We start from the raw sequence: 13186 nt of genomic DNA on the forward strand, positions 1-13186 counted from the left end.
ATGATGAATGTAACAATATATGATGTTGCGCGAGAAGCAAATGTTTCTATGGCTACTGTTTCCAGAGTAGTCAACGGAAACCCTAATGTTAAACCTGCAACACGTAAAAAAGTCTTGGAGGTCATCGAAAGGCTTGAATATCGCCCGAACGCGGTGGCTCGTGGATTGGCGAGCAAGAAAACCACTACTGTTGGAGTGATTATCCCGGATATCGCCAACATTTTCTATGCCGAGCTAGCACGCGGAATTGAAGATATTGCCACCATGTACAAATATAATATCATTTTAAGTAACTCTGACCAGAATGTGAACAAGGAACTTCATCTGCTGAATACCATGCTTGGAAAACAAGTGGATGGCTTAATAGTCATGAGCCAAAATATAACAGATGATTTTGTTCAAGAGCTGAAACGTTCTCCCGTTCCTGTTGTACTTGCGGGGTCTATGGAGGATTCCAAAACAATACCATCTGTGAATATTGACTATCGTCAGGCTATTTATGACGCAACGAATTATTTCATTAAAGGCGGTCATAAAAAAATAGCCTTTGCCATGGGCCCAATGCGTGATTTAATAAATCACGGAGAAAAGCTTGCCGGCTACAAACAAGCGCTTGAAGAAGCAGGCATTGATTATTTGGAAGACTATGTCATAGAGGGAGATTACACATACGATTCCGGTTTGGCCGGCTGGAAAAATCTAAAAGAACTTGAAAATAGACCTACTGCGGTTGTATCCGGAGATGACGAAATGGCATTGGGTGTCATGCATGGAGCCCAAGATGATGGTTTATCTGTGCCTGAAGATCTTGAATTTATTACTTCCGATAACACGAAACTCGCTTTAATGGTTCGCCCGCAACTAAGTTCGATTGTTCAGCCGTTGTATGATATTGGTGCGGTTTCAATGAGACTGCTGACTAAATTTATGAATAAAGAGAAAGTACAGGATCAGATCGTTGTGCTTCCCCACAGGCTCGAATTAAGGGAATCGACTAAGTCTGCCGAATAACTCAGCGGTGCTGGAGAAGATGACGTAGATATATATTAATCTTAACCAAGAAGCATACCCGTACGGGTCTGCTTTTTATTTTGTAAAACTGGCTTGGGCGGGAATAGCATGGACTTTATAGTGTACTCGTTTCAGATCCGGCAGCGTTATTGGCAAGTGTCATCAGGTACTGCTCGGTCAGGAGGGCCGCCGCACAGGACGTGAGTATCATCCGTAAGCGGCCCTGTATTGCCTGTTTTGGCTCCATGAGTTTTTTTATACTGGAAAAAAATAAGATGTACGGTCTACAAATCTACACGTTGATTTGTTCGCTTTAGCTGCTGGCGTAAATGAATTAACGCGGACTCCATAGTTTGCCTGTTTTTCTCTGTAATTTCCTGTTTACGGGGGATGGGTGGATAAAGATCTGACGGATCTTCCATGATTCCGGCAATGTCCATCCTGCATGGGGCTGCCATTTACGGATCCATGCTTTGGGCAATGGGCCAAAAACGTGTTGTTCGGTCATTTCCAGCCATAAGAGAGACCAGGCCCGAGGAACCACCCGCCAAATATCATAACCTCCACCGCCTACAGCAATCCATCTTCCATGACAATATTGATGAGCCAGTTTATGAGCAATCCGGGGAATTTCCTGTACGTGTTCATGGTAACTGAAAGGTGAGTAAGCGGATCATAATAATGGGCATCTGCCCCATTTTGAGTTTAAATAACGTCTCGTTTAAAATATTCAGCAATATCATAAAATTCCTCTGTATAGGCTTGAATAAAGGATTCATCTTCTGTAAAAGCATCCAAAGGAATGTTAAAAGTGTACCCATAGCCTTTTCCGTGGCCCCATTCATTGCTTTGCCCCGTACCTGGAAACAGGTAACGTCCGGTTTCATGGACGGAGAAAGTGCAGACCGAGTCATTGAGGTTGAAAGTAAGCTCCTTGAACATCCGGGCATCGCAGAAGCAGGTGTCATTGGAAATCCCGATCCTGTCAGAAGTGAAATCATTAAGGCCTTCGTAGCTTTAAATGAAGGGTATAAACGACAGATGAATTTAAAAAGGAGATTCGCCGATTTGTTAAAAAAGGAGATTCGCCGATTTGTTAAAAAAGGGCTTGCTGCCCATGCGGCGCCACGAGAAATAGAATTTAAGGATAAACTGCCTAAGACAAGAAGCGGAAAAATCATTCGACGCGTCTTAAAGGCATGGGAACGACATCGGAAAACATTTCTTTAATTGCGTCCATGATTTGATTGGTACTTGTGAATTTTTTCTCCCTTACAAGTTCTTTAATTAGTTCCTTAGGTGATTTCATGACGAAAAATCATCCTTAGCAAAATTGTTTATCCTAATTACGCCAAGGAGGATTGATTTGAAACTTATTTACACAACTTTTTCCGCACCGTCTGCCTGTCGGAGATTTGTCAACCATGGAAGACTAGAAAGCAGCTGGGCTAAATGGTCTGCCATCACTTAATAAAGCTGTGATGGCCAGTTACTGGGCTGTCACAGCTTTTTACGTATATATTTGTTTCAAACTGCATTAAAAAGTACTAATGGTGCGCAGTTAGCTTTCCAAACATTTGGGAGGACAGCACCCAAGGGGGGGTTTCAGACGCTTGATGAACGTAAGAACAAAAAAGAGGAGGGGGCGTTCATTCCTCCCCATCCTCTTTTTCTTCTGGCTGATCCGGTTGTTCCTTTGTTTCTTCCTCTTTCTTTTGTTCTTCTTGTTGCTTCTGTTTTTGTTCCTCTTCTTTTTTCTTTTGTTCTTCTAGCTGCTTTTGTTCTTCAAGCTTCTTTTTCTCAGCTTCTGCTTTATCTTTTTCAGCTTGCTTCTTCTTTTCTACCGCAGTTGCAGTCTTTTCAGCTTCCTCTTCTCCGTTCTCTTTTAGTTGTGCACCCAGGTCGTTGGAAGGGGAAGATTCTCTTCCTGCAATATCTACTGCTACAACGTAATAGATTCCGTCTCCAACTTTATGCGTTAAGGTACCGTCTGCTAATACGGAGGCCACTTTATTCCCTGATTCGGAGTATATCCGATATCCGACCACATCTTTGCTGGAGGAAGGACTCCATGAGATGGTATTCCCTGAAATCGCTGCTTTCACAGCAGCCGGTGCCTTCCCGTCATCTTTGAGAACAGCGCCTGCAGCCAGGAGATTTTTCCATCGTGAATCATTTGGCGGAATCAAAAGGGAAGGATCAATGGACATCCCGAGTGATATGCGCTTTACAAATTCAGGACTGAGAGTTCCTCCGGGTTTCGTAAATTCCTCAGGTGTTTCGGGAAGGGCCATATAATTTTTGCCGTTGATCGTCACATAACGCCCATTACCCAGACTATCGTCCACTTTTGTAGGTACAAACTTGGCGTTAAATATATCTGACTCCACTAAACCAAGGCTCGAACAAGCTTCCGATGGGAGCAATCCGGATATTGCACAATAGGAGCGGCTCACAATTCCTCCCGGCATCTTAAATCTTTCGCTTGGAGCTATGAGATCAGGTACAGCATCATATGCTCCATTGATCAGGCTTGCCCAAATGCCGTAATTCCGTCTGCTTTCACTGCCGTCGCTGGACAGGGGAGCGGGCTGGCCATAGCCGATCCATGTTCCAAATGTGACATTCGGATTTGATCCAACGAGCCATGCATCATTTGGTCCTGTCGTCGTCCCCGTTTTTCCGGCCCAATCAGCAGAAAACTTTAACATTCCGGGTACCGCAGCTGCAGTCCCATATTTGAAGACATCCCTCATCATGTCAGTCATGAGATAAGCCGTTTGCGGACTGAAAACATCTACGGGTTTGGACTTACGTTCATAAACAACATTTCCATCGGCATCTGTAATTTTTTCGATCATATACGCATCGATAAATTTGCCGCCATTTGCAAAAGTGGTAAATGCATTTGTATTCTCCTCGACAGTGACCCCTTGTTCAATACCTCCGAGCGCAGCGGCATAGGTAGTGCGATCAGTGTCTGTTAAAGTGGTGATACCCATTTTTTCCACATATTTATATGGTTCTTTATCAATTGTTTTTAAATACGTATAAATCGTTGACGCATTATACGAATAGGCCAATGCTTTTCGGGAGGATACAAGGCCATAATACCGTCCGGTAGAATAGTTTTTAAATACCTTCCCTCCAACAGAGATCGGGATGTCTGCCACTACCGCTCCCGGTGCACTCAATCCCATTTCTATCGCAGGAGCATACACGAGCAATGGTTTCATGGTTGATCCATTTTGCCGCTTTGCATTGGTTGCGTGATTTGTCGCTTCTACACTATGATCACGTCCGCCGACAAAACTTAAAATCTTACCGGTTTTATTCTCGATCAGGATAGCACCTATTTGAACCGGCTCAATAACCTCTTCCATTTTGCCTGTTTCTTCATTTTTTACTTTGCTTACTTTTGTATAACCGTAATTGTTGTACTCATCTTTAATTTTTTGGAATTTGTCGTATATCTCCTTATTAATAGTTGTGTGAATGTGATAGCCATTTTGGCGAATATCCCTTTCCGCAAGTGTTTGATATTTACCTTTCAGCTTGCCGTTATCCTTTTCAAGGTCTTCTTTATTGTAACCATCCTTTTCTGCAAGAATTTCAGTCAAGATTTTAATTCCGCGTTCTTCAATCTCTGTCATAAGCCAAGGGTATTTTTCAAACGGTCTTGGCTGCGGCTCAATGAAATCGCCGACGATGTCATATGCCAGGGCCTTATCATATTCTTCTTTTGTAATATAATTTTCCCGATACATACGATAGAGGACTGTCTTCATCCGGTTCAGACCGGGTTCCAGCTGTTTTTCCTCTTTCAATCCGCCTCCCTGGGCGAATGGTGTATACATAAATGGGCTTTGAGGCAATCCTGCAATAAAAGCAGCTTGAGGCAAGTTTAAATCATTGGCATCTACACCAAATATTCCTCTTGCAGCAGCCTGAACCCCACCAATATTTTGACCGGATGAGTTGCGGCCAAATGTCGTGACATTTAAATAGGCCTCCAGTATCTCATCTTTATCCAGAAACTTTTCCAAACGAAGTGCCAGTAAAATTTCTTTTGCTTTTCGGTCAAATGATACTTCATTTGTTAAGATCTGGTTCTTAATGAGCTGCTGTGTCAATGTACTTCCGCCTGTCTGGACAGCAGAATTGCTTAATTCCTGATACACAGCTCTCATCAAAGCTTTTGGAACCACACCATCATGTTCATAAAAATACTCATCTTCTGTGGCGATGACGGCTTTTTTCAAATAGTCGGAAACCTGATGAATGTCCACTTCTTCCCTGTCAATATCGGATTGCAGTTTGCCAAGATAAATATTGTCCGCGAAATACAATTTAGAGGACTCTTCATATTGGTAAATGTCTTTCTTCATGCTGTCGGCAGGGCGAACTTTTTCATCTTTAACCAGGGAAGCAAAGTAACCCGCTCCAACGCCTCCGGCAAAAACTCCTCCCAAAAACAGCAATATGGTTGTGATAAGAATAATATTCCAAAAGACTCCATAGGTGATCCTTGCCTTTTTCCTGATATCTCCAGCCTCCAGTTTATCAGCAAGGGCTTTGGTCCGTTTTCGCAATGTATGAAAAAACTGATGCATGATCCAATACCTCCCAAAATCATTCCTATTATAGCACAAGGGTGTTGGTTTTTTCGGAGGAATTTGACAATATTGGTGAAAATGGCTACAATATTTTTCATACAATAGGATATAAAGCAATGAACGGATAAAGTAGTCAGGCTGTCCCTGTTTAGAAGAGAGCCGGTGGTTAGTGCAAACCGGTACAAACAGCATGCGGCGAATTACATTCGGGAGCTTTTGCCGTGAAATTAAAAGGGTAGCGGCAAACGGTACTGAACCGTTATTTTCTTAGAGTGGGGAATTTTTTTCCCAAGTTGGGTGGTAACGCGATATTCATCGTCCCTTCGTTTGATGCGAAGGGGCGTTTTTATTTTAAAAAGAAAGCAGGGAAATCATTTGGAATCATTACTGGAAGAGCTGAAATGGCGGGGAGTCATTTACCAGCAAACAGATGAAGAGGGTATTAAAGAATTGCTTGATCAAGAGAAAATATCATTATACTGCGGTGTCGATCCGACTGCTGACAGCATGCATATCGGTCATTTGCTGCCATTTCTAACGTTGCGGCGTTTTCAGCAATATGGCCATCGTCCCATCGTCCTTGTTGGAGGCGCAACCGGATTGATAGGGGATCCAAGCGGAAAAAAAGAGGAAAGAAAACTTCTGACACTTGAACAGGTAGACCAGAACGTGCAAGGGATTAGAGCACAGCTTCAAAGAATATTTGACTTTGAAGGTGACAATGCAGCTATCATGACTAACAACTTTGACTGGCAGGGGAAAATGGATCTCATCACCTTCTTGCGTGATTATGGTAAGAACATCGGGGTCAATTATATGCTGGCAAAGGAAACTGTCGCCACTCGTTTGGAAACCGGAATTTCTTTTACTGAATTTACGTATACTCTTTTGCAGGCAATTGATTTCCTTCATTTGTATAAAAATTTCGGGTGTAAAATGCAAATCGGAGGAAGTGACCAGTGGGGGAACATTACAACCGGCCTGGAATTCATCCGTAAGATGGCTGGTGAAGATGCGAAAGCATACGGCCTGACTATACCGCTTGTTACAAAAGCAGATGGAACTAAATTTGGTAAAACAGAAGGCGGAGCCGTTTGGCTGGATCCGGAAAAGACAACACCGTATGAATTTTACCAGTTCTGGATTAATACAGCAGATGCAGATACCGTCAAATATCTAAAATATTTCACCTTCCTTTCTAGAGAGGAAATTGAAGAACTTGAAAAATCATTGCAGGAAGAACCTCACTTGAGAAAAGCTCAAAAAGCACTGGCTGAAGAAATGACCCGCTTAATTCACGGGGAAGAAGCTCTCGAGCAGGCGATTCGCATAACTGAAGCTCTTTTCAGCGGCAATATAAAAGAACTCTCAGTTGAAGAAGTTGAGCAGGGCTTTAAAGACGTTCCTTCATATATACACAAAGGTGGGGACACAGGACTTGTCAATATCCTCGTCGAAGCCAAAATCTCACCGTCCCGCCGCCAGGCAAGGGAGGACATTCAAAATGGAGCTGTTTTGATCAATGGAGAGCGGGTCAGAGATATTCAATATGAATTGAGTGATACTGATAAATTAGGCGGGTTATTCACAATCATCCGCCGCGGGAAGAAGAAGTATTTTATGATACGGTATGAATAGAAAAAAAGCCGGTTTCGTTCATTCGAAGCCGGCTTTGCTATGGTCTGTAATGTGGGCATAATGCCGATGTTTTGATCTTCATGAACATATACATGAGGATTGCGATACGCCCTTTTTGAGTGTTTGGATTGCGTTTGCGCATCAGGCATCGCAGGAATCGTTCGTCACAAATGCAAGGATGCACCCCTCTTCGAAGGCATAAATCGTGTCTCATGCAGCAGGCATCTACATCATTTAAAGGAGCCCCAGGCCCGCTGCATCCCGGTCCGCACCACCGGTAGCCCGGGAACAGACATCCGGCTCGCTGTATCTTCATCCACCCAACTCCCCCCTTAAGACATCATATGTGAAAGCAGTCTGTTATGAAAAGGCGAGTGGCTCTGAAAACAACATTTACTTCCTCGATTTGCCGCGGGATAAAAGAACGATGGTGGCTATGATACAAAATGTGCCTCCCCATGCTGCAAAGCTGAATGGGACCTTGAGCCAGAGGACGGATGTAAAAGCAGCCGATAATGGTTCGACGGAAGCAAACAGGCTGGTTTCCGCGGGGCTTAAATATTTCAGGCTCTCCAAATAACAGTAAAAGGCAACGAGTGTTCCTAAAATAATAATAAAGAAAACAGCGAGACCTGAAGCTGGAGACCAATTGCCGGCCAGACGCCAAGGGGGATGGATAAAGCTGAAACCGATTCCTCCTGCAACCATACTCCATCCGACAATCATTAAAGATCCCCACTTTTTTAATAGATTGTACGGCTGGATAGTATAAAAGGCCATAGCGGCTGCTGAGCCCAGTCCCCAAAACAAGGCCCAGCCCGATATACTAAGCTGGCTAAAATTACCTTGCGTAACAAGCAGAAAAGTGCCGATGACCGCCAGTAAAACGGCTATGGCTTCTCTCGAAGTAGGCAGCCGTTTTCCGCGTGCAGCCACATAGAGGGTAATAATAACCGGTCCCAAATACTGGAGAACAGTAGCGGTAGCCGCATTGCTGTGAACAATCGCTGCAAAATAGGTATATTGGACTGCCAACATCCCAAAGATACTGAACCCTATCAGGCTGAGAGCGTCTTTTTTCTCTTTCCATACAGTCCAAATGCGGGTACCTTCTTTTTTGTAGGCAATGAATAATAATAAAATACCGGATAACAGCAGACGGGCGACAACAAGCCATTCCGCAGTAAAATGATAATATTGAAATAGAAACTGGCCAACCGTTCCGGATATCCCCCATAATGAGGCTCCTGTCAGCACTAGGGCTATGCCGGTGGCAAATGAACGGTCTCCTGCAGTATGAAGCCTTGTCATGTGTTCCCCGCCTTTGCAAGAATAATAGTTGTTCATGGAAAGCCTGTTGTCAGGGGTTCTATGAACATAGCATCATCATCCATTAAAAAACTTGGTAAGTCAATCACCCCTTTATGAGGAGTAATCAAGCCTTTGAAAAGATGAAAATAGCATGAATTTCATAATCGGTTATGCTGAAATAGGGCATTCCCCCAATGAGATGCCAAAGCAGCAAGGAATACGTTCACTTGTTAAAGCTCACGACAAAACTCTTTTATGATTTGCTTCTTTATTCTTCCCCCGGAAATTTCTGTGGGTAAGTGGATATCATTAACATCGTACCTTGCAGTACAGATAATAATATAACGATCGCTTCCTTGGAGATTTCCCCCCCATACTTTCAAATATTTTACATTGCAGCTCGAACTGTCGTTTGTTTTCTTCTATAATAAGTTGATTGTATTTAATCAACTCTAGATCTGCTTCAGGCTGAGTTTGCAAGTGAAGATAAAACCGGTGGGTTTCAGGATTTTTGCAAATATGATCAATCGCATGATGGATAATATATTTAAGCTGCTCTCTTGGAGTTTCCTGGGAGACTGCCTTTTGTCATCACTTCAGCCACTTCACCGATTCCGGCTTCAACCAATGCGGACAGCAGTTCTTCTTTGCCTTTAATAGAGCAGCCCTTTGGAAATGCTCGCTCATTTCGCTATATGGCTGATCGAAGTAGCGTAATACCCCTGTTTTGTAAATAACTCCATGGCAGCAGTACGGATTTTAACTTTGGCTGCTTGGCGAATACGATTATTTTCTTCAGTTGTACAAGGTATTTTTAAATTCCCTATATTACTTTATTATTCAATGAACGTTTACTTAATAGAAAATTGCTTGACCCTTCTCAATTAGGATAAAATGTTTATTTTGTTGAACCCGAGTGGTACACTGTCAATAATTGATGGAAGAGGAGGAGTCGTCATGGGAAAATTAGCAAATAAAACAGCGGTGGTTACAGGTGCAAGCAGTGGAATCGGAGCTGCGATTTCCAAAGTATTGGCCTCTGAAGGAGCCAATGTTGTTCTGGCTGCACGCAGGGTGGATAAGCTGAGAGAAGCGGAGCAGGAAATCAACCGGAACGGAAGCGGAAAGGCACTGGCCGTTCAAGCAGACATATCCAAAAGGGCAGATGCAGAAAACGTTATAAAGCAAGCGGATGAGGCATTCGGGTCCGTTGACATTCTTGTGAATAACGCCGGCCAAATGTTGACGGGGACGGTTCAGTCAGGAAAAGTTGATGAGTGGGAGCAAATGATTGATGTAAATATCAAAGGTGTTTTATACGGCATAAATGCTGTACTGCCCTCGATGATAGAACGTTCAAGCGGCCATATCATTAACATCGCTTCAGTTTCCGGGTTAGAAGTTACAAAAATGAGTACGGTTTACAGCGCAACCAAGTTTGCCGTCCGTGCGATCTCAACAGGTTTGGAAAAAGAGCTTGCCAGAACTGGAGTCCGCGTAACCAATATTTCTCCCGGTATGGTAGACACTCGCCTGAGCGGCGGTTTTGGCGATCGGAAAAAGCTTGAGGCAGACGACATTGCCAACGCTGTGGTCTATGCCCTCACGCAGCCCGGTTATGTAAATGTCAATGAAATTACAGTCAGACCGGTGTAAAATAAAGGATCCATTTTTATAAGGAGCTGCCTCCATTTTTGGGCAGCTCTTTTTTGATGCCGTACACTTAAAAGGATGCCCTTTTTTGTTGGTGCCTGCCGATCGTTAAAACGCAACCAATTCTCTTTAAAGGAAATTTGGAAAATACCCCCAATATCTTTATTGACAACCGGTTAATCATCGTATGATAATACGAATATAACCAAGTAAACAAATCGGAATAGATTAAAATAATAAGGTTACAAGCGGTATGGGAGGAGACATCGTTGGATTTACGGACAATTAAATCATTTAAAGCAATTGTTGAGTACGGAAGTTTTCAGCGAGCGGCAGAAAAATTAAATTATGCCCAATCAACGATTACTTCTCACATTAAGAAGCTGGAAAGCGGATTGGGCGTCGTCTTATTTGAACGGGGAAATCATTTGCGTTTAACCGAAGCGGGGCAAATGTTGAATGAGAAGAGCGAACTCCTATTACAATCGTTTGACAATCTTAAAAGTTCAATGGATGAACTGATTGATGGTGAATCAGAAAACATAAGAATCGGTGTAATGGAACCGATGGCCAGCTACAGGCTTCCGCCCTTACTGAAGATATTCAATAAGCAATATCCAAAAGTCCAATTGAGCTTGCAAATTCATGGCAGTAAAGTACTGACGGATATGGTTATAAAGGATGAAATTGATGCAGCTATCTGTGCAGCACCAACAAATAGGACAGGTTTTCAATTTGAAGCGGTCTTTTCGGAAAAATTTGTACTGCTCGCTCCTGAAGAACATCCTTTGGCCAATAAAGAAAAGGTCTATTTAGCAGACCTCCATGATGAAAAATTAGTTATGACCAATCCATCTTGTCCATTTCGAAGCAGTTTATCTATTTGATTCTTCGACTGAGGTTATTAATAGATCAGAAGATGTGGATCGGTCGGAGATGACGAGTGATATTCACCGCGCAGCAGACTCTGGTGTATATTATATTGGTCATCATGACATAACACGTTATCACCGACACCTTTAGCACGTGCTGCGTATTGCGAAAATGTATTACAAAATGAAATTAAATTTGGGGTAAAGCAATATTGTTCTAACGCTTCAATACAAAAAACGTCCAGAAAGTTGGTTGGTTCATCCAAAACTAGGATCGCAGTAATGCCTTCATTAGTACAAACAGGTTATTTAGAAAACAGTCCACAATTGCTTAGTATTTCATCTGTGCCAAGTAAGGTAGCTTCTACTATCCCCACATTATTGGTTTCCATGAAAGATTGTACTGCTTGGTAGCCTACTGCATAACCAGCAAATGGTGATAAGCCAACAGGTTGATAGCCTTGTTCTTTTGCAATGGTATCACCAAACATATAACTGCTGACCTCAGCAAACCCTTTAATATCTAAAGCATCCTTTATAACTTCTTTTGAATATTCCAAGTCCTCTTTATCAAAAGATGTAACCCAAGGTCCTAAAAGATCTTCTCCATAAAGTTCTTTTGCAAATGACTCAGCTAAACCCTCTATAATTAAGTAATCACCAACGGTAACGTCTCCATGATCCCAATCAAAATATGAAAAACGGATATTATGATGGAATTCATGTGCAATTACAGCAGGAATCCTTGGAATATTATAGGAGTTTGGGTAAATAGATACTTGAATAAACCCTGGAATTCCTCCAAAACCACAATAACCTTTTTGTAATTCGAGCTTCTTCGGGTCAGCTATATACATACCAAATCTCAATTCATCAGCATTAATATTTATATTATTTTTTTCAATAAAATTAATACAATGATTTAAAGTGCTATGTGCTGTTTGAAGAGCCTGAATTTCTTTTAAACTTTCTAATGCTTGTCTTCCAATTTGAGTATCTGATACATTAAGATAACCAAGCATATTTGTAGCCATTATTACATCATACCCATTAGGTTGCTTAGCCTTTAATGGAACATTAATCATATTCCACATCTTTTCAAAGGGCTTCATCATTGAGTACCGATAAAAATTTTCTTTATCTTCTTCCATTGAAAACAATTTTTCGTATTGTTCAATGGTATCCTCAATTATTATTTTCATTGCTACCACCTCTTATTTGATTATTCGTAAAGACCTTCATCGCCTCAATCATGAGTTTTGCTAAACCCTCACCATACTGATCTATATTTTTTGTGAAACGTTCATCATTAATATAGAGTTGACCTAATCCATAAAAGGTATCAAGGGAGTAGTTACTAAAGTTTTTATTTAAAAAGTCATACCATTCTTTAATTGTTGGTTGTACCTTTTAGGATTTGGGGCATTGATCACGAAGCCATGCAAGTTTATTGAAGATCATATCCCATCTATAAGGTAAATCATTTTGTTCATCTTGGACAATCCTTTAGTTTTGTGTATATCTCATCGATAGATTTATTTCCCCAACGGCAACGAGCCTCTTTTTCAAATTTGTTGAATCCAACATTAATTCCCTCAAACCTCTCTTCATTCGTCATTTGTATTTCTCCCGCCATATGTTTAATCGTCTTATCAATGGTTTCAATCATTTTATCGACTTTATTTCGTTTCTCAATCAACATTTTTCGTTGTAAAATCAATGCTTCTTGTCGGTTAAATGAGGGGCTGTTAATAATCTTTTTAATTTCCTTTAAGGTGAATCCAAGTTCCTTGAAAAATAAAATTTGTTGTAATGTTTCAAGGTTTTCTTCTGATAACCAGAATCAGTGATTTCTTTTGGGGACAACAATCCAATCTGATCATAATGATGAAGTGTACGAATACTAACACCAACCAATTCTGCCACTTCTTTTACCTTCATATCCATCACTTTGCGCCTCCTTGTAACTGCTAGACTAAATTGAACAGTATTTGCTCGATAGAAATGAACACTTTCCGTCTATATCCCCTCCCATCAGTTAAACTGGAGAAGTAGGTAGAACTGATGTAATGGAGGTTCGGGAAG

General features: G+C 41.7%; 10 protein-coding genes, 4 pseudogenes and 1 other annotated feature. Of the genes and pseudogenes, 5 read left to right on the forward strand and 9 right to left on the reverse strand.

All coding sequences use genetic code 11. The annotated features are described in order from the left end of the window. The gene (ccpA, locus tag ACFSCZ_RS08750; RefSeq protein WP_380773528.1) at positions 1-1011 is read left to right on the forward strand and encodes a catabolite control protein A; all 1011 of its coding nucleotides are present in this window, start codon (positions 1-3) and stop codon (positions 1009-1011) included. 284 nt (positions 1012-1295) lie between these two features. Here the strand turns inward: ccpA and ACFSCZ_RS08755 are convergent. Next, positions 1296-1944: pseudogene (locus tag ACFSCZ_RS08755) on the reverse strand (arginase family protein); the annotation flags it as partial. On the opposite strand from ACFSCZ_RS08755, the pseudogene ACFSCZ_RS08760 reads away from it, so the two are divergent. Beyond that, a pseudogene (locus ACFSCZ_RS08760) lies at positions 1909-2241 on the forward strand (AMP-binding enzyme); the annotation flags it as partial. The pseudogenes ACFSCZ_RS08755 and ACFSCZ_RS08760 sit on opposite strands and share 36 nt — an antisense overlap. Positions 2242-2660: 419 nt before the next feature. Here the strand turns inward: ACFSCZ_RS08760 and ACFSCZ_RS08765 are convergent. After that, the gene (locus ACFSCZ_RS08765) at positions 2661-5624 is read right to left on the reverse strand and encodes a transglycosylase domain-containing protein (protein WP_380773530.1); all 2964 of its coding nucleotides are present in this window, start codon (positions 5622-5624) and stop codon (positions 2661-2663) included. A 110-nt stretch (positions 5625-5734) separates the two neighbouring features. Beyond that, positions 5735-5953 (forward strand) — a binding site (T-box leader). Between the two features lie 4 nt (positions 5954-5957). Between ACFSCZ_RS08765 and tyrS the strand changes: the two genes are divergently transcribed. Next, positions 5958-7265: a tyrosine--tRNA ligase gene (tyrS, locus tag ACFSCZ_RS08770; protein ID WP_380773531.1), complete on the forward strand. Its 1308-nt coding sequence runs from the start codon at positions 5958-5960 to the stop codon at positions 7263-7265. A gap of 393 nt (positions 7266-7658) precedes the next feature. On the opposite strand, the gene ACFSCZ_RS08775 is transcribed toward tyrS, so the two are convergent. Together ACFSCZ_RS08775 and ACFSCZ_RS08780 are read right to left on the reverse strand one after the other, a co-directional pair. Further along, complete coding sequence (locus ACFSCZ_RS08775; protein WP_380773532.1) at positions 7659-8576, reverse strand: DMT family transporter; 918 nt, start codon at positions 8574-8576, stop codon at positions 7659-7661. 230 nt (positions 8577-8806) lie between these two features. Beyond that, positions 8807-9388 (reverse strand): annotated as a pseudogene (locus ACFSCZ_RS08780) (TetR/AcrR family transcriptional regulator). Positions 9389-9533: 145 nt separating this feature from the next. On the opposite strand from ACFSCZ_RS08780, the gene ACFSCZ_RS08785 reads away from it, so the two are divergent. Both ACFSCZ_RS08785 and ACFSCZ_RS08790 read left to right on the forward strand, forming a co-directional pair. Continuing rightward, entirely contained in the window at positions 9534-10232 is a 699-nt protein-coding gene (locus ACFSCZ_RS08785) for an SDR family oxidoreductase (protein WP_380773533.1), read from the forward strand. A gap of 266 nt (positions 10233-10498) precedes the next feature. Further along, the gene (locus ACFSCZ_RS08790) at positions 10499-11116 is read left to right on the forward strand and encodes a LysR family transcriptional regulator (RefSeq protein WP_380773534.1); all 618 of its coding nucleotides are present in this window, start codon (positions 10499-10501) and stop codon (positions 11114-11116) included. A gap of 290 nt (positions 11117-11406) precedes the next feature. Here the strand turns inward: ACFSCZ_RS08790 and ACFSCZ_RS08795 are convergent, their stop codons facing one another. The 5 genes and pseudogenes from ACFSCZ_RS08795 to ACFSCZ_RS08815 form a co-directional block, all read right to left on the reverse strand. Then, complete coding sequence (locus ACFSCZ_RS08795; RefSeq protein ID WP_033826649.1) at positions 11407-12303, reverse strand: DUF2268 domain-containing putative Zn-dependent protease; 897 nt, start codon at positions 12301-12303, stop codon at positions 11407-11409. Continuing rightward, complete coding sequence (locus ACFSCZ_RS08800) at positions 12287-12496, reverse strand: TipAS antibiotic-recognition domain-containing protein (protein WP_342664529.1); 210 nt, start codon at positions 12494-12496, stop codon at positions 12287-12289. Before ACFSCZ_RS08800 ends, ACFSCZ_RS08795 begins: the two co-directional genes overlap by 17 nt. 94 nt (positions 12497-12590) lie before the next feature. Beyond that, a complete protein-coding gene (locus ACFSCZ_RS08805) occupies positions 12591-12719 on the reverse strand; it encodes a hypothetical protein (protein ID WP_018708802.1) in 129 nt (42 codons plus the stop codon). Between the two features lie 72 nt (positions 12720-12791). Then, a pseudogene (locus ACFSCZ_RS08810) lies at positions 12792-12905 on the reverse strand (MerR family transcriptional regulator); the annotation flags it as partial. Next, positions 12872-13048: a MerR family DNA-binding transcriptional regulator gene (locus ACFSCZ_RS08815; RefSeq protein WP_380773539.1), complete on the reverse strand. Its 177-nt coding sequence runs from the start codon at positions 13046-13048 to the stop codon at positions 12872-12874. The pseudogene ACFSCZ_RS08810 and the gene ACFSCZ_RS08815, both read right to left, overlap by 34 nt. Between the last annotated feature and the right edge of the window lie 138 nt (positions 13049-13186).

Source organism: Siminovitchia sediminis, from assembly GCF_042680885.1.
Classification (GTDB): Bacteria; Bacillota; Bacilli; order Bacillales; family Bacillaceae_C; genus Siminovitchia; species Siminovitchia sediminis.